This window comes from Pseudoalteromonas sp. QJM3NY_22 (assembly GCF_056173065.1).
Genome location: NZ_CM149655.1, coordinates 107738 through 123844, shown reverse-complemented (window position 1 = coordinate 123844; position 16107 = coordinate 107738). Strand labels below are relative to the sequence as shown.

General features: G+C 39.3%; 15 protein-coding genes and 4 tRNA genes. 8 read left to right on the top strand and 11 right to left on the bottom strand.

Annotated features, from left to right (window positions below; translation table 11 throughout):
- The first annotated feature begins 158 nt into the window (after positions 1-158).
- From AC0VZ4_RS00630 to AC0VZ4_RS00615, 4 genes are all read left to right on the top strand, one after another.
- Positions 159-305, top strand: coding sequence for a hypothetical protein (locus AC0VZ4_RS00630; protein WP_167368310.1), 147 nt, complete (start codon positions 159-161; stop codon positions 303-305).
- Between the two features lie 110 nt (positions 306-415).
- Positions 416-1408 (top strand): hydrolase, encoded by a 993-nt coding sequence (locus AC0VZ4_RS00625; RefSeq protein ID WP_475440625.1) that lies wholly within the window; start codon positions 416-418, stop codon positions 1406-1408.
- On the top strand, positions 1405-1659 hold the full coding sequence (locus AC0VZ4_RS00620) for a YheU family protein (protein WP_007582257.1): 255 nt from the start codon (positions 1405-1407) through the stop codon (positions 1657-1659). The genes AC0VZ4_RS00625 and AC0VZ4_RS00620 overlap by 4 nt, the downstream gene beginning before the upstream one ends.
- 64 nt (positions 1660-1723) lie before the next feature.
- The gene (locus AC0VZ4_RS00615; protein WP_475440624.1) at positions 1724-2920 is read left to right on the top strand and encodes a dipeptidase; all 1197 of its coding nucleotides are present in this window, start codon (positions 1724-1726) and stop codon (positions 2918-2920) included.
- A gap of 272 nt (positions 2921-3192) precedes the next feature.
- Here the strand turns inward: AC0VZ4_RS00615 and tuf are convergent, their stop codons facing one another.
- The 8 genes from tuf to murB form a co-directional block, all read right to left on the bottom strand.
- Complete coding sequence (tuf, locus tag AC0VZ4_RS00610) at positions 3193-4377, bottom strand: elongation factor Tu (RefSeq protein WP_149605746.1); 1185 nt, start codon at positions 4375-4377, stop codon at positions 3193-3195.
- Between the two features lie 128 nt (positions 4378-4505).
- Positions 4506-4581, bottom strand: a tRNA-Thr gene (locus AC0VZ4_RS00605).
- 11 nt (positions 4582-4592) lie between these two features.
- Positions 4593-4667 (bottom strand) — tRNA-Gly (locus AC0VZ4_RS00600).
- Between the two features lie 44 nt (positions 4668-4711).
- A tRNA-Tyr gene (locus tag AC0VZ4_RS00595) sits at positions 4712-4796 on the bottom strand.
- A gap of 40 nt (positions 4797-4836) precedes the next feature.
- Positions 4837-4912: transfer RNA gene (locus AC0VZ4_RS00590), tRNA-Thr, on the bottom strand.
- A gap of 126 nt (positions 4913-5038) precedes the next feature.
- A complete protein-coding gene (locus AC0VZ4_RS00585) occupies positions 5039-5749 on the bottom strand; it encodes a type III pantothenate kinase (RefSeq protein WP_033038557.1) in 711 nt (236 codons plus the stop codon).
- Positions 5746-6738 carry a bifunctional biotin--[acetyl-CoA-carboxylase] ligase/biotin operon repressor BirA gene (birA, locus tag AC0VZ4_RS00580; protein WP_475440623.1) on the bottom strand — a complete coding sequence of 331 codons (993 nt, stop codon included), beginning with the start codon at positions 6736-6738 and terminating at the stop codon, positions 5746-5748. Before birA ends, AC0VZ4_RS00585 begins: the two co-directional genes overlap by 4 nt.
- The gene (murB, locus tag AC0VZ4_RS00575) at positions 6735-7745 is read right to left on the bottom strand and encodes a UDP-N-acetylmuramate dehydrogenase (protein WP_475440622.1); all 1011 of its coding nucleotides are present in this window, start codon (positions 7743-7745) and stop codon (positions 6735-6737) included. Before murB ends, birA begins: the two co-directional genes overlap by 4 nt.
- A gap of 142 nt (positions 7746-7887) precedes the next feature.
- Between murB and AC0VZ4_RS00570 the strand changes: the two genes are divergently transcribed.
- Positions 7888-9729 (top strand): M1 family metallopeptidase, encoded by a 1842-nt coding sequence (locus AC0VZ4_RS00570; RefSeq protein WP_475441592.1) that lies wholly within the window; start codon positions 7888-7890, stop codon positions 9727-9729.
- A 67-nt stretch (positions 9730-9796) separates the two neighbouring features.
- Here AC0VZ4_RS00570 and AC0VZ4_RS00565 read toward each other — a convergent pair whose 3' ends face one another.
- On the bottom strand, positions 9797-10390 hold the full coding sequence (locus AC0VZ4_RS00565) for a DUF2057 domain-containing protein (RefSeq protein WP_149605374.1): 594 nt from the start codon (positions 10388-10390) through the stop codon (positions 9797-9799).
- A 92-nt stretch (positions 10391-10482) separates the two neighbouring features.
- Here AC0VZ4_RS00565 and AC0VZ4_RS00560 point away from each other — a divergent pair, with 92 nt between their 5' ends.
- The 3 genes from AC0VZ4_RS00560 (at position 10483) to AC0VZ4_RS00550 (ending at position 13981) form a co-directional block, all read left to right on the top strand.
- On the top strand, positions 10483-10854 hold the full coding sequence (locus AC0VZ4_RS00560) for a histidine triad nucleotide-binding protein (protein WP_007378045.1): 372 nt from the start codon (positions 10483-10485) through the stop codon (positions 10852-10854).
- Between the two features lie 219 nt (positions 10855-11073).
- Positions 11074-11730 (top strand): helix-turn-helix transcriptional regulator, encoded by a 657-nt coding sequence (locus tag AC0VZ4_RS00555; protein ID WP_475440621.1) that lies wholly within the window; start codon positions 11074-11076, stop codon positions 11728-11730.
- A 94-nt stretch (positions 11731-11824) separates the two neighbouring features.
- Positions 11825-13981, top strand: coding sequence for a response regulator (locus AC0VZ4_RS00550; protein ID WP_475440620.1), 2157 nt, complete (start codon positions 11825-11827; stop codon positions 13979-13981).
- A 40-nt stretch (positions 13982-14021) separates the two neighbouring features.
- Here AC0VZ4_RS00550 and AC0VZ4_RS00545 read toward each other — a convergent pair whose 3' ends face one another.
- Positions 14022-14597, bottom strand: coding sequence for a hypothetical protein (locus AC0VZ4_RS00545; RefSeq protein WP_475440619.1), 576 nt, complete (start codon positions 14595-14597; stop codon positions 14022-14024).
- 38 nt (positions 14598-14635) lie between these two features.
- Positions 14636-16063 carry a mannose-1-phosphate guanylyltransferase/mannose-6-phosphate isomerase gene (locus AC0VZ4_RS00540; RefSeq protein ID WP_475440618.1) on the bottom strand — a complete coding sequence of 476 codons (1428 nt, stop codon included), beginning with the start codon at positions 16061-16063 and terminating at the stop codon, positions 14636-14638.
- Positions 16064-16107: the final 44 nt, after the last annotated feature.

The window sequence follows — 16107 nt, the reverse complement described above, 5'->3', positions numbered from 1 at the left end:
GTTGACCACGTCACTTTTATTCACGCCAGCTCAAAGCATGATCTAAATCAACTTTACTTCGCTCCCACATCCGCTTAATAAAATAACTTGATCTCGATCACGTTACACCATACAAACAGCGCTTATGATTAACCCATCAACAACGAGGGGAACAACTCATGAACGTATTCTTTAGAGACTTTTTTACAGATCCAGTTTTATTTTTGTCTTTTGGATTTTTAGCCATTGTTGTTTCTCTTTGTATCTTTTTTGCTTTTTTCTTTCTTAAAAAGATACATGATGCAGAAGTTCCTGAACAAAATTAAGCACGACGCACAAAGCGCCTAATTTATCACTGATTAGGCGCTTTTTATTTTTAACCGCTAAAAATTTGATACACTAGCTTTTCGTTTAATACAAAGTGCGTAGTACAAACATGATCTCTCAGTTCAAACCAGCATGGTGGATGACCAATCGTCACGTTCAAACCATAATGCCGCGTTTTTTCCGCCCATTTCACCACACTCGCTACGAACTTGAGCAACTTGATACACCTGATGGTGACTTTATTGAGCTCGCATGGTCATTTCCACATAACGAAACCGCTCCACTTGCCGTTGTTTTACATGGCCTTGAAGGCAATATAAATAGCTTTTATGCCAAAGGCATGATGAAGGCGTTAAAAAAGCAAGGTTATGCAGTGGTGCTTATGCACTTTAGAAATTGCTCAACTGAAGTCAATCGCCTACCTCGCGCTTATCACAGCGGTGACACCGCCGATTTAGCCTTTTTTATAAATCACTTAAAGCTGCAGTTTCCTGGGCGCACTATGGTCGCTGTAGGTTTTTCGTTAGGCGGTAACGTACTGGCCAAATACTTAGGTGAACAATCACAAGCATGCCCACTAAGTGCTGCAGCGGTGGTATCTGCGCCTTATGATTTGTCGTCATCAAGCGATGTTATTCGTAAAAGCTTAGGTAAAATTTACCAAAAATATCTGCTCGATCGCATGAAAAAATCAATGCAGCGAAAGCTGCCACAAATTAAGCAGCAAATTTCATTAACGCCAAAACAGTTAATGAAAATTGACGATTTATTAGAGTTTGATAATCAATTAACAGCCCCCCTGCATGGTTTTGAAAACGCACACGATTACTATCGCAAAGCCAGTGCAATGCCGTACTTAAAAGATATCGCTATACCTACACTTATTATTCATGCCAAAGACGACCCAATGCTCTCAATTAAGGCTGTACCAAGTAAGCAAGACGTAAGCGAGCATGTTACGCTGCGCATCTCTGACAAAGGCGGACACGTTGGTTTTATTAGCGGTAAAAATCCGTTTAAGCCTATATTTTGGTTAGAAAAAGCCGTGCCATGCTATTTTGGGCAACATGTTTTAGGCAACGCAAACAAAGAGCAATTATGATTATCCCTTTTGAACAACTCGATAAAGATACACTATACAACCTAATAGAAAGCTATGTACTGCGCGAAGGCACCGATTATGGCGAAGTAGAAGCAAGCATCGAATCTAAAGTTAACCAAGTTAAGCTACAGCTTAAAAATGGCGAAGCAATGGTGTTTTTCTCTGAATTACATGAGTCAGTTACTATTATTTCTAAGGGCGAATTTAAAGCGCTGCAAAGTGAAGAGCATCAAGCAGAGGCGTTTGATTAAGGTGTAGTACTTGTAACTTTTGAATTGAACGTACACAATGGCTTTTTACCCAAAGAGCCAAAACATGATAAAACTCAGCACTCTAGTGGTAGCCATATCACTAGCTTTAACTAGCCAAGCCCAAGCAGAACAAACAATAACAGCATCTGACAAGGCAATTAAACTCGCTAAAGACACCATTTTAATTGATACCCATATCGACGTACCTTATCGAATTCACGAAAATTGGGTTGATGTAACTAAAGCAACAACTGATGGCGATTTTGACTACCCTCGCGCTGTAAAAGGCGGTTTAAACGCACCGTTTATGTCAATTTATATTCCTGCGCATTTGGAATTTGAAGGTAAAGGAAAAAGCTACCAGCTAGCCAATCAAATGATTGATAGTATGGAAGCCATAGCCCAGCGCGCACCCGATAAGTTTGCTATTGCTAGCTCAAGCACTGATATAGAAGAGCAATTTAAACAAGGCAAGCTTTCTATAGCGATGGGTATGGAAAACGGCTCTCCAATCGAAGGGGACATGAAAAACCTTCAGCACTTTTACGACCGTGGTATTCGCTACATCACGCTAGCGCACTCGCAAAGCAACCATATTTCGGATTCATCTTACGATATACGCCGTAAATGGAAAGGCTTAAGCCCATTTGGTAAAAAGCTTGTCACTGAAATGAATAATATTGGTATGCTAATCGATGTATCGCATATTTCTGATGATGCGTTTTATCAGGTTATGGATCTATCTAAAACACCCGTAATTGCCTCACATTCATCACTTCGTAAATACACGCCTGGCTTTGAGCGTAATATGAATGACGATATGCTATTGGCACTTAAAGAAAATGGCGGCGTTATTCAAATTAACTTTGGTTCAAGCTTTGTTACCGCTAAAGCAGGCAGTTGGGGCAAGCAGTTAAAAAGCACAAAAGAGTCAGTTAAAAAAGACGGCACTAAATTAAGCAAAGATTTTGATGCTGCATACCGTGCTAAAAACCCGTATCCATTTGCAAGCCTTGAGCAAGTGCTTGACCATATTGATCATGTGGTTGAGCTAATTGGTATTGATTATGTAGGTATTGGCTCTGATTATGATGGAGTTGGCGATTCACTGCCAATTGGCTTAAAAGATGTATCTAGCTACCCTAACCTTGTTCAAGGTTTAATGGACAGAGATTACAGCGACAAAGATATTAAAAAGATTCTTAGCGGTAATTTATTAAGAGTTTTAAAACAAGCTGAAAAGTACGCTAAGAAACACTAGCGTGTCAGTTGTCAGTTGTCAGTTGTCAGTTGTCAGTTGTCAGTTGTCAGTTGTCAGTTGTCAAAGAGTTTAATGAATAGCACGGCTTGAAGTCGTGCTTTTTATACTTTAATTATATTTAAATTACTTAAACTTAAACACAAACGTAGCCCTCTAAATTTAATTCCGAGCTACTGATAGCTGATAGCTGAAAACTAATCACTTTTCTTCAGACATTAAAAAACCCGAGACTAAGCTCGGGTTTTTTTAGTATTAATTAGCTAGGCTAATTATTACGCTACGATAGTTGCTACAACACCAGCACCTACAGTACGGCCACCTTCACGGATAGCAAAACGAAGACCTTCATCCATCGCGATTGGTGCGATTAGAGTTACTGTCATCTTGATGTTATCACCAGGCATTACCATTTCTACGCCTTCTGGTAACTGTACGTCACCAGTTACGTCAGTTGTACGGAAGTAGAACTGTGGACGGTAACCTTTGAAGAATGGAGTATGACGACCACCTTCATCTTTAGAAAGTACGTATACTTCTGAAGTGAATGTAGTATGTGGGTTGATTGAACCAGGCTTAGCTAGTACTTGACCACGTTCAACGTCTTCACGCTTAGTACCACGTAGAAGTGCACCAATGTTCTCACCAGCACGACCTTCGTCAAGAAGCTTACGGAACATTTCAACACCAGTACAAGTAGACTTAGTAGTCTCTTTGATACCAACGATTTCAACTTCGTCATTTACGTTGATGATACCAGCTTCAACACGACCAGTTACAACAGTACCACGGCCTTGGATTGAGAAAACGTCTTCGATAGGCATGATGAAAGGCTTATCGATGTCACGCTCTGGCTCTGGGATGTAAGAATCAAGTGCGTTTGCAAGCTCAACAATCTTATCTTCCCACTCTTTCTCGCCTTCTAACGCTTTAAGCGCAGAACCAGCGATTAGAGGTAAGTCATCACCTGGGAAATCGTATTCTGAAAGAAGTTCACGAACTTCCATTTCTACTAGTTCAAGTAGCTCTTCGTCATCAACCATGTCACATTTGTTCATGAACACGATGATGTAAGGAACGCCAACTTGACGAGAAAGAAGGATGTGCTCACGTGTTTGTGGCATAGGGCCATCTGTCGCAGCAACTACTAAGATCGCGCCGTCCATTTGAGCAGCACCAGTGATCATGTTTTTAACATAATCGGCGTGACCAGGACAATCTACGTGTGCGTAGTGACGTGAAGGAGTATCGTATTCAACGTGAGACGTTGAAATAGTGATACCACGTTCGCGCTCTTCAGGAGCGTTGTCGATTGATGCGAAATCTTTAGCAACACCGCCGTATACTTTTGCAAGTACGTTAGTGATTGCTGCAGTTAGTGTAGTTTTACCGTGGTCAACGTGGCCGATTGTACCAACGTTTACGTGCGGTTTTACGCGTTCAAACTTTTCTTTTGCCATGACGGAACCTATCAGTTTTGTGTATCTAAATTACATATGAAAATAATCCACCAGAGGTAGATTAAGTTAATTTTTTCAAATAGTATTTTCTGACAGATAAAGGAAGTAATCAAGGAGATTCTTAGGACTGGTGCTGATAGGCAGAGTCGAACTGCCGACCTCACCCTTACCAAGGGTGCGCTCTACCAACTGAGCTATATCAGCAACACAAGAACTGGAGCGGGCAGCGGGAATCGAACCCGCATCATCAGCTTGGAAGGCTGAGGTAATAGCCATTATACGATGCCCGCATAAAAATCTGTTCTTAAACTACCTCTAACCGTCAAGAATAAAGTGGTGGAGGGAGCTGGATTCGAACCAGCGAAGGCTGAGCCGTCAGATTTACAGTCTGATCCCTTTGGCCGCTCGGGAACCCCTCCACGATAATTCTCTACTAATTCACTTCCGGTAAAAGGAAAGTGGTGCCGACTAACCGAGTCGAACGGTTGACCTACTGATTACAAGTCAGTTGCTCTACCAGCTGAGCTAAGTCGGCACTGCTTTAGTACGGGGCGAGATATTAGAGTAAGGTTTATTGGGATGCAACTATAAAATTAAAAAAAGTGTAAATTTTTAGTTTAAATGCTCAATATTCACGCGAAAACACGTTTTTTGCACTTTTTTATGTTGTTTTACTTAGTTCGCGCCAATAATGTAACCCCCTCATTACTAGCAATGAATCAAAAATACTTCCTGCAAATTGCTGTTGTAAAAGCAAGCCATAGCCACCAGCAAAAATTATTTGTACTTTTTGCTCTGTTTTTTTATCCGTTAAGTGCAACTTAGCTTGCTCAATTGCTCCAATGGTTGCGACTAAAGCACCGTTTTTTAAACCATTAGGCGTATTTTTACCCAGTTCATTGGTGAATGGAGTTTTACCATCATCAAAAACACGTTGAGTATTTTGTGTAAGTGATGAGGTCATTAAATCAAGCCCGGGTAAAATCCAGCCTCCTAAATGTAACCCTTCACTATTGAGCACATCAATTGTTGTCGCAGTACCTGCATCAACAACAATGCATGCTGTGTTTGGATATAACGTAAAGCCTGCAATAAGCGCAAGCCACCTGTCTATGCCTAAGTTAGCTACATGCTCGTAAGCGCATACAAGATTTCCAAGCGTTTTGGTTACCTTGGCTTCAAAACAAATAATATTATTGCTAGCCGCTTGCGCGAGAATATCGTTTAGTAAATCACTGCGCCCTACACATGCATAAATCACTTCGGTTATTTGTAACCAAGGCAAGTTATTTATATCTGCCGGTTGTGCTTGCTCGTTATGCCACAACACAGCTTTTAATGATGTATTTCCTACGTCGATCAATAATCTCATAATTGCGCCTTTCTAAGGGAGACTTCCCCACCGTAATAACTTTTTACTTCCCCGTCTTGGCGAATTCGTATTCCACCTTGTGCGTCAATTCCTTCACATATTCCACGCCAGCTTCTGTGCCCTGTGTTTAGTTCAACATATTCACCAGCAAACGCATTGAGCGAATTCCATTGCTCATACATTCCTTGCAAGCCCGTTTGACGATAAAGCGACAAACGCTGCTCTAAATAATAAGTAAGTGATGCCACCAGTGAATTTTTATCAAGTTGTTGAGTATGTTGACTTAGGTCGGTCCATGCTTGATCTATATTTTTACTAAAACTTTCTGGCATTTGTAAATTAATACCGATACCAATCACTAACTGACAAGGTCCTTGCGGTTGTCCATCTAATTCAACTAATACACCTGCAAGTTTTTGCTTATTTATATAAATATCGTTAGGCCACTTAAGTTCTACGTCAACTTGGTATAACGCTTTAATAGCATCATAAACAGCAAGACCTACTGCAATTGATACGCCCATTGCAGCTTGTAAGCCTTCATCTAAACGCCAAAAGTAACTGTAATACAAATTAGCGCCGAATGGGGATTGCCAAACACGGCCGCGTCTACCACGTCCTGCTTGCTGCATTTCAGCAACAATAACAGTGCCAGACTCAAGCGTTGTTTTGGCCTGTATACGGCGCATAAGCTCGCTGTTGGTCGAATCAATAATAGGGTGTACTTCTACATCGGCAGTATTTGCACCTAGCGCTTTGTAGCGCTGATCAATTTGCGTTTTATTTAAAAGGCCCACCTGACCATTCAAACAATAGCCTTTGCCAGTCACTTTAAAAATATCCAAGCCCATTTCTTGTAACGTTTTAATATGTTTACTTACCGCAGCTCGGCTAATGCCAAGCTGTTCACCCAGCACTTGGCCAGATACAAAAACACCTTGCTTTAAAGCATTTAAAATAGCGAGTTTGTTTCCATCAGGTGCTTTCATTGCTTAGGCTCCGCGTTAATATGGCATTCGCGGCGTGCATCCATTAAACGTACTTCATGCTCTAACATAATGTTGTAACGCGTATAAACCACTTGCTGAATGTGTTTAATTATTTTTATTAGGTCGCTGCCTTTACTATTTCCGTGATTAACAAGTACTAGTGCTTGTTGTTGATGCACTTCAATACCTGCCTCGCGGTGCCCTTTTAAACCACTTTGATCGATTAACCAACCTGCCGCGACCTTGTGATGACTTTGCCCATATTCGTAATGAGGTAAATCAGCAAATTGCTTTAATAGCTCAGCTAACTGCTGGTTGGTTATTATAGGGTTTTTAAAAAAGCTACCCGCATTGGCAAGTGTATATGGGTTAGGTAATTTGCTATTGCGAGTTTGTATTACTTGATCGAACACAGCCTGCGGCGTAACAACCTTAAGTTGCTGCAAAGGGCCATAACTCAATACTGGTTGCCATTTTTTTGGGAGCGCTAAATGTACTTGCGTGATCACCGCTTTATTTTTAAGGGCATGTTTAAATATTGAGTCTCTGTAAGCAAATTCACATTGCTCGTTATTTAATGAATGCATAGTGTTAGTGGTTATATCAAAGTACTCTACCAACTCAACAAACTTAGCTATTTCAACGCCATAAGCACCAATATTTTGTACCGGCGATGCGCCAACAGTCCCTGGTATAAGTGCTAGATTTTCAAGCCCTGGTATATTTTTCTCTAATAAATAGCTAACTAGTTGATGCCAGTTTTCGCCTGCGGCAATACTTATTAGTGTGTCGCTCTCACGATCGGTAATTTTAATTCCTTTTAAGGCTATCTTTATAACCGTACCCATGTAGTCATTTAAAAATACGGTATTACTGCCCTCGCCTAGCAAACAAAACGGCGCGCTAAAACTTTGCGTTTTAAGTTGTTCAAGCTGAGTAATTTCAACAAAATTTTGGCATTGGCTGTTTAATGCGAATGTATGTAAGGAGTGTAATGAATGCGCCACAAAGCTCTCTAAAAATACCGGTAACTAATCGCAATAGTTTACCTCATCGTCGCAAATGTGGCACTAGATTGTAAAAATCACTCAACCCGCCGTGTCAATCGTGATATAAAACCTGCACTTTTTATTTGTGTTCAGAGTAATGATGAAAATTAAACCTCTTTTTTTAAGCCTCGCTATGGCGGGTATGTGTTCGCAAGCAATGGCTAATGCGATTGACCAAAACTCGTATGCTAACCTTGATGATGTTGTTACTACTCACTTAAACCTTGATTTAGATGTTGACTTTGCCGACAAGCAGTTAGAAGGTTTTGTAGAGCATACTCTTCAGTGGAACAACAGCAAAAGTAGAACTCTCGTACTTGATACCCGCGACTTAGACATTGATAAAGTAATGTACAAAGATCAAAGCGGTAACTGGAAAAAAGCGACTTTTGATTTAGCTAAGCGAGATGACGTTAAAGGCTCAAAGCTTACTATTGTGTTTAAAAACCAAGCTGAGGTAGTTCGTATTTACTACAACAGTCGTCCAGAAGCTTCAGGCCTGCAATGGTTAACATCAGAGCAAACGGCAAGTAAAACGCATCCATTTATGTACAGCCAATCGCAAGCAATTCATGCACGTAGTTGGATCCCAGTGCAAGATACACCCGCAATGCGTGTAACTTACTCTGCACGAATTCATACACCAAAAGATATACGTGCTGTAATGAGTGCCGACAACAAAGATGCGCTTTATAAAGATGGCGACTACATTTTTGATATGCCACAAGCAATTTCACCTTACCTAATTGCTATTGGCGCAGGTAACTTAGAATTTAAAGCAATGTCGCATCAAACTGGTATATTTGCTGAGCCGACAATTTTAGATGCCTCAGTTGCTGAATTTGACGACACCCAAGCCATGATCGATAAAACAAACGCGATGTACGGCGAATATGCATGGGGTCGCTACGACTTATTAATGCTACCGCCAAGTTTTCCGTTTGGTGGAATGGAAAACCCACGCTTATCATTTATTACTCCAACTGTTGTTGCTGGTGATAAAAGCTTAGTTAACCTTATTGCTCACGAGCTTGCTCATTCTTGGTCAGGTAACTTAGTAACTAACGCAACGTGGGAAGATTTATGGTTAAACGAAGGTTTTACCTCGTACGTTGAAAACCGCATTATGGAAGAAGTATTTGGTCGTGACCGTGCGGTTATGGAACAAGCACTTGATTCAGCGTCTTTACGCGCACAAATTAAAACAATTGATGCACCAGATACACGCCTTAATTTAAAGCTTAATGGCCGCGACCCAGACGATGCGTTTAGCTCAGTGCCTTACACTAAAGGTCAGTTATTTTTAATTTATCTAGAAAACAAATATGGTCGCGATAAGTTTGACCCGTTTGTAAAAGCGTACTTTAAAGAGTTTTCGTTTAAATCACTTACTACCGCGCAATTTGTTACTTACTTAAAAGCTAACTTAATTGAGAAGTACCCTGGTGTTGTAAGTATGGATAAAGTAAACGAATGGATTTTTGAGCCTGGCTTACCAAGTGATGCGCCAAACCCTACTTCTGATGCATTTGATAAAGTAGATACTGCAACAGCAGCATGGCTAAAAGGCGACACAACAGTAGCTCAACTACCAACGGCTGATTGGTCTGTGCATGAGTGGCTACACTTTTTAAATAACTTACCACGCGATTTAAGCATAGAGAAAATGAGCGAGCTTGATAGTGAATTTAACCTAACGCAATCAACTAACGCTGAACGTGCGTTTGCTTGGTTTATGCTAGCAGTAGGTAATGGTTATCAACCAATTTATCCTGCGCTTAATAAGCACTTATCAGGTATTGGCCGTCGTAAGTTAATTGTGCCGTTATATAAATCACTTATCACTAACGGTAAAAAAGACTGGGCACAAAGCGTGTACTTAAAAGCACGCCCTGGGTATCACCCTCTTGCGCAAGGCACTATTGACGCATTATTTGAATAAATAGCGTTAACTAGACACTAAAAAGGGCCAAATTTGGCCCTTTTTTTTCTGTTATTTTGTTATTTTGTTATTTTGTTATTTTTTCTAAAAAAGCTTTACGCTCTACAGTTGTGGCTTGTTGCCACCAAAAATCAAGCATATTCGCTGCGCTTGGCATCCCCTGACTATTAACAGGCCCTAGTGGCTTATTTGATTTTTGAGAAACAACAGCCGAACTTACCATTGGTTTCATCGGCTTTACTTTTTCCATTTGATTATTGGAAATAACAGTTAAGGGTTCAGGCAATGAACTGCCTTTGGCTTGTAAACTCACTTCTGGTACTTCTGCAAATAGTTTCGCCGACACGGCGTTATCTGCCCGATTAAACACCAAAGTGTAATTTTTCCCAGCTTCAACGGTAACATCTACCCAAAACGGTTCTGACTCAATCACTTCATGATCGTCAAAGCCTTGTTCATATAAGTCGGTATATTTTAATTTTAGCTGATAAGTACCCGGCGCAAGCTCTAAATCATCAACCCGACTAAATAGAGAGCTTTCTATAACACGCTCTCCCACTTGTAATGGCACAAACTCTTCAGGGAAGTGAATATTTTCTGCCATACTCGATACACTAAATAACAGCACTGCCGCACTGCCCATTAATACTGATTTACGCATATTTACTCCTTTAGTTATTTTCAGTTTGACACTGCTATGAAATTTTGTCATTAGTGAGCCTAAATTTCATAATATTTAATTAGGGACATACCATGAGTCAAAATACAATTTTTACAAAAATAATTAATCGTGAAATTCCAGCAGACATTATTTATGAAGATGATGATACCCTTGCATTTAAAGATATAAATCCTCAAGCCCCATTCCATGTATTGATTATCCCAAAAAAAGCAATTGCCACTATCAATGATATAAATGATGAAAATTCATACTTAATTGGCAATTTATATACCGTAGCAGCAAAGTTAGCTAAACAACATAATTTTGCAGACAACGGCTATCGAGTAGTAATGAACTGTAACGAGCATGGTGGGCAAACTGTATACCATATACACTTGCATATGCTTGCAGGGAAAGAGATGGGCTGGCCTCCGTATCAAGATGTTAAAAAGAGTTTTATTTAAATGATGACTTTTATTGTACTCTTTTAATATACGTTAAGTGCTAAATGTTAATCTTTCTCATGTTTAACAAACGAAAAACAATTACTTATTTGCAACATTTTATGTTTAAATAATCGTAAAATCGTACTTATTTTCAAGTAAAATAGCGACTTTCTAATACAAAAGGTGTGGAAGTCGTGATAAACTTAATCAGTCAGCTTTATAAAAGAGTATAAAAATATGAGCAGTTCTGCCTTTTTGTTATTAGATCAAGAGCCAATTAATACTATTGGCATTAACGTTTTAGAACCTTTGTTAAAAACGCAAGGCCTTGACGTAACCACAGGTACAAACATTATAGATATACCTGAAGGGACTCGATTACTGTTTATTGAAACATCAAGTAAAGATGCATGGGGAAAGCTAAAAGAACAATTAGTAAACCTACGCGTTAAATGCGATATCATATTATTTAACCTAGACGAAAATCCAGAACTAGCTAACCGTGCATTATTAAGCGGTATTCGTGGTGTGTTTTATACGACTGATAACGCCGATGTATTAATGAAAGGTATTCGTTTATTAATGGAAGATCAGCTTTGGTATCGCCGTGACATAATGTGTAACGCATTAAACCGTATGCTGCAGTTTAATAAAGATGCACTTCATAAGCTAACCGAAGGTGATATAGAACCAGTTAAATTAACTAAACGAGAAAAAGCAATTATCTCGTTAATGAGTAATGGTTCTAAAAATAAAGAAATTGCTGAAGAATTAAGTATTAGTCCGCACACTGTAAAAACTCATCTATACAGTGCATTTAGAAAAACTAAATGTCGTAATCGCATTGAGCTATTGTCTTGGGCGCAGCAAAATATACCAGACGAAATTCGTTAAATACGCATTTCGTTTAAATATAAAAACAGACACTTAGGTGTCTGTTTTTATATTTACTACCCACTTGTTAAAACATCACTTCGCTGGAACCTAAATGCTCGACTCTTTCACTCTTTACTTTGCCAGCATAGCCATAGTGGTTGTAATGACCTTGCTTAATTTTTTAACATGGCGAACAAACAAGCAAACTCCGGGTACGCTGCTTTATATTTTTTACCCTATTTTATTACTGGGTTCTGTTATTGGTTTTACCCTTGTTGGTAATACACATAATTTAGTTATTATTAGCATTGCCAGTAGCATGATGTTTGCAGCTTCTATTGTGCATTGCCTATCACTCAGCCAATTTTTAAATTATCACGGTATTGGCTTCAAATTAATCTGCTCATTTACTGCTTTTAGCGCTGTAATGCTCGGTTATTACACCTTTTATGATCCCTCTTTACACGAACGAGTTATTGCATCTGATATACAACATATAGCTGAAGCTATATTTTTATTATTTATATTTATCAAACATGCCCGTGCGCCCTATCCTAATGGCAGTATTGTATACATTATTATATTGACTCTCGTTGCTTTTAGTTTTATTGGCCGCTCGTTATTTATGGACGATATTGAACAAAGTAATCTATTAATTAATGGCTGGTTTAGCTCACTATTATTTTTAAATGGCGTCATTGCACCCATGTTCTATGCTGCAGGCATGGCCTTATTGTGTAATGAACGCAGAGAGCAGCATCTTAATAAACTAGCCGATAAAGCGCAAAAAGACTTAGAAATACGCGGACTATTTCTCTCAACTATTAGCCACGAAATACGCACCCCACTGAATGGTATTTTAGGCAGCGCTCAGCTTGTCATGAACCAAACAAGTGATACTCGTAATAAAGCTTATTGCGAGGCAATTATAAACTCCGCCGAATCACTCAATTTACTCGTAGATAAAGTACTTGATTACGCAAGCCTAGATCAAAGTGATGAAGCACTTTATGAAGAAGATATAGAATTTAAAACATGGCTCAATAATTTATGTCTATTACTGAGCCCACTTGCCGAGCAAAAACATCTTAAATTTGAGCTTGTGTGCAATATTCCAGAGCAAGCTTGTTATTACTGCGACCAACAAAAACTTAGGCAAATTATTATTAACTTAGTGGGTAATGCCATTAAATTTACCGACCACGGTGTTGTGAAAATTCAAGTTGATTTAATTTTAGAGAAACAACTTGAACACACCATAAAAATAAGTGTGAAGGACTCTGGCCCAGGCATAGAAAACGACGAGATAGCTTACTTAACAGAACCTTATGTACAAAGTAGCGCAGGTAAAGAAAAAGGTGGAACCGGCCTAGGTTTAGCCATTACCAGCCGTTTGCTTGAAAAGCTTAGTAGCCGACTCGAAATAGCCAGCCAACTTGGTACAGGCAGTGTATTTAGCTTTACCGTTACTTTTACTTTAGGTGAATTAAGCCTTGTAGAGCAGCGCCATCAAACTAAAGATTACTTAACAGGCCTTGATGTATTATTGGTTGAAGATTTAGATTTAAATCAAAAAATTGCTATAGAATTTATGGCCGACGATGAACACAAAATTAAGCTCGCAAAAGATGGAAAAAGCGCCATAGAGCTCATGCAAGCTCACCACTTCGATGTAGTGTTACTTGATATGAACTTACCTGACTTAACAGGCCAAGAAGTACTTAAACGCCTAAAGCACATAGATCATAAGAATCAACGAACTCCTGTGCTCGCTTTTACTGCAAGCCTTAGCCCCGACGAAGTAAAAGAATATTTAGAATTAGGAATAAAAGATATTGTTGGCAAACCTATTAAACACCAAAAGCTTCGCCAAGCACTTAGCGACTCTCAATCAAACCAAACGGCTAGTATTACTGTAGAACTTATTGACACTTTGTACGACGAAACCGCAGCAGAGACACTAACCACGTCGTTTAGTGAAGATGAAGTATCGTCTATTTATAACGAATTTGTACTTTCAGCACGAAATAAACTCATTCGTTGCCAAGAGCTTACTACTCAGCATCCAGAGCAATGTATTAAGCTTTTACATCGCCAGGCAAGCACAGCCTTACAGTTAGGTTTTAATCGTTATGGTATAGCGCTAAAAAAAATAGAGCGCCGCTTACTCGATAAAAAACCACACAACGACATGCTTGATGAAGCGTTAGATCTGTGGCAACAAAGCTTAGAGCAATATTTAAAGTTTGTGCGCGGGCAGTTAGAGTGAAATTAAAAAAGCGTTAAGGTTTTTTAAATTTCACTTTAAGTTAATCAAATCTTGCTACCTCTTCAAAGTTAAGACCTGTGAAACCATGTGCTTGCAAGGCACAAAAGAGGTTTAAAGAAACATCTTTATCATTTTTACGAGAATCAAAAATATATGTACCTTCAAATCGATCTTCTGGCATTTTAAATATACAGCTATGCTTAGGTAATTTTTCTTTTTTGAATATCGCTTTTTGTAATCCAATATTTAAGCTTGGCAGCATAAAAGTACTCATTTCAACATCTAAGATGCCCTCTATTTTTCGAGTGACATTATAAAAGTACCAGTTGTCATCACCTACATAGAAAGGCAATAACTCTCCCGAATCTTCGAAAAGTTCAGCTAACTCATTTGCAACATGATCCCTTATAGCAAGGCCTTGTAAATTAATTGCAGTGAAATCACCTAGGGGTGTCTCTTTTTCATTATTATAGTGGGCACTAAAATTTATCAGTGTAGACTCTTTTGTAGAAGTATCAGGTTTCCATAACTCAGATTCACATAAAGTTTCATCATCAGGAAAAATGACTCTGTAATGATTAACATCTGGCGTGATTTTATAAATGACTTTACTCATTAGTATTGGAACGTCCTTTTTGGCATGGATTTGATTTTTTAACCCCTTCCATATTTATCATCAAATCGCTCTATATCACTTTCATCAAGTACAGTACCGGTTTGCACTTCAATGACAATTAACGGCTCTTTTTGATTATTAGCCAAGCTATGAATTTGTTTTGCGGCGATATAACACGATTGATCGTGCGTTAGCGTATACGCTTGCTCATCAATACATACATTTGCAATACCCGAAACCACCACCCAATGTTCAGCGCGATGCTGATGGCGCTGCGTCGAAAGCTTAGCACCGCTGGTAACAGTAATTTTTTTAACTTTAAAGCCAGTGCCTTCAACCAAAGTGCGGTAATTTCCCCATGGACGAAAAACCACTTGATGATGGTTAAGTTTATCAGCCTGTGTTGTAGCAATTTGCTTAAGTAACAAAGGCAGAGAATCTAGCTCATTTTGATTTGCGATTAGTGTGGCATCGTGGGTATGAATAATTGCTAAGTCACTTACTCCAAGCGTGGCAATAGTGTGTTCAGCCTCGTTAATAACCAAATTATTAGCGCTTTTTTGAGCAATATAATTAGCATTTGAACTATTACCGTTTTCATCTTTTTTTGTAAGTGCATCAAGGGACGAAAAACTACCTACATCACTCCATTTTAAATCAACAGGCATAACAACTACGTTATCGCTTCGCTCTAAAATAGCGTAATCAATTGAATCGCTTGGGCAGTGCTCAAGCGCACTATTGCTTGGGCGGGTAAACCCTAAATCTTTAGTAAATTGTGCGGCTGCAGCGACACTTGTTGCTATTTTTGGCGCAAACCGCTCGAGCTCTTTTAAATAGGCTGCTGGGGTAAATAAAAACATGCCGCTATTCCAGCTATAACCTCCTTGAGCTAAATAACGATTCGCTGTATCTAAGTCAGGCTTTTCTTTAAATTGTGCAACATCGTAACAACCCGTTCCAGCAATAGCCGCGCCTTGTTTTATATAGCCATAGCCATAGCCATAGCCAGTATGAGGCTCTGTAGGAGTAATAGAAAATGTAACTAGCTTTCCTTGCTCGGCAAGTTTTACAGCTTCAGGGAGCTTAGCCGTTAATACATCAAAGTTTTCAATATGATGATCGGCAGGCATCACTAATAACGGACCGGTAACCCCATTTTGCAGTGCATAGTGGGCGGCTAATGCGATGGCAGGCGCGGTATTTTTACCTTTGGGTTCGAGTAATAATGCACTAGGATTTGAGCTTTCAGCCTGCTCGGCGGCAATAAATCGGTGCTGTTCGTTACACACTAAAATAGCATTATCAAATAAGTTATTAGTAACACGCGCTAATGTACTTTGCAGTAATGACGTGTTTTCACTAAGTAGTGATAAAAATTGTTTAGGCATCGCTTGGCGAGAAAGCGGCCACAAGCGAGAGCCTATGCCACAAGCTAAAATTACAGGAGTGATTAAAGTGTTCATAATGTATATTAGCCGCCAACAAAAATATCAGCGACTATTTTAAC

Bases quoted from the DNA above. Each gene is read 5' to 3' on its own strand.
- AC0VZ4_RS00560 (WP_007378045.1), top strand. From the start codon at position 10,483: ATGAGTCAAAATACAATTTTTACAAAAATAATTAATCGTGAAATTCCA.
- AC0VZ4_RS00620 (WP_007582257.1), top strand. From the start codon at position 1,405: ATGATTATCCCTTTTGAACAACTCGATAAAGATACACTATACAACCTA.
- AC0VZ4_RS00540 (WP_475440618.1), bottom strand. From the start codon at position 16,063: ATGAACACTTTAATCACTCCTGTAATTTTAGCTTGTGGCATAGGCTCT.
- AC0VZ4_RS00585 (WP_033038557.1), bottom strand. From the start codon at position 5,749: ATGAGATTATTGATCGACGTAGGAAATACATCATTAAAAGCTGTGTTG.
- AC0VZ4_RS00615 (WP_475440624.1), top strand. From the start codon at position 1,724: ATGATAAAACTCAGCACTCTAGTGGTAGCCATATCACTAGCTTTAACT.
- AC0VZ4_RS00550 (WP_475440620.1), top strand. From the start codon at position 11,825: ATGCTCGACTCTTTCACTCTTTACTTTGCCAGCATAGCCATAGTGGTT.
- AC0VZ4_RS00545 (WP_475440619.1), bottom strand. From the start codon at position 14,597: ATGAGTAAAGTCATTTATAAAATCACGCCAGATGTTAATCATTACAGA.
- AC0VZ4_RS00570 (WP_475441592.1), top strand. From the start codon at position 7,888: ATGAAAATTAAACCTCTTTTTTTAAGCCTCGCTATGGCGGGTATGTGT.
- tuf (WP_149605746.1), bottom strand. From the start codon at position 4,377: ATGGCAAAAGAAAAGTTTGAACGCGTAAAACCGCACGTAAACGTTGGT.
- AC0VZ4_RS00625 (WP_475440625.1), top strand. From the start codon at position 416: ATGATCTCTCAGTTCAAACCAGCATGGTGGATGACCAATCGTCACGTT.
- AC0VZ4_RS00565 (WP_149605374.1), bottom strand. From the start codon at position 10,390: ATGCGTAAATCAGTATTAATGGGCAGTGCGGCAGTGCTGTTATTTAGT.
- birA (WP_475440623.1), bottom strand. From the start codon at position 6,738: ATGAAAGCACCTGATGGAAACAAACTCGCTATTTTAAATGCTTTAAAG.
- AC0VZ4_RS00630 (WP_167368310.1), top strand. From the start codon at position 159: ATGAACGTATTCTTTAGAGACTTTTTTACAGATCCAGTTTTATTTTTG.
- AC0VZ4_RS00555 (WP_475440621.1), top strand. From the start codon at position 11,074: ATGAGCAGTTCTGCCTTTTTGTTATTAGATCAAGAGCCAATTAATACT.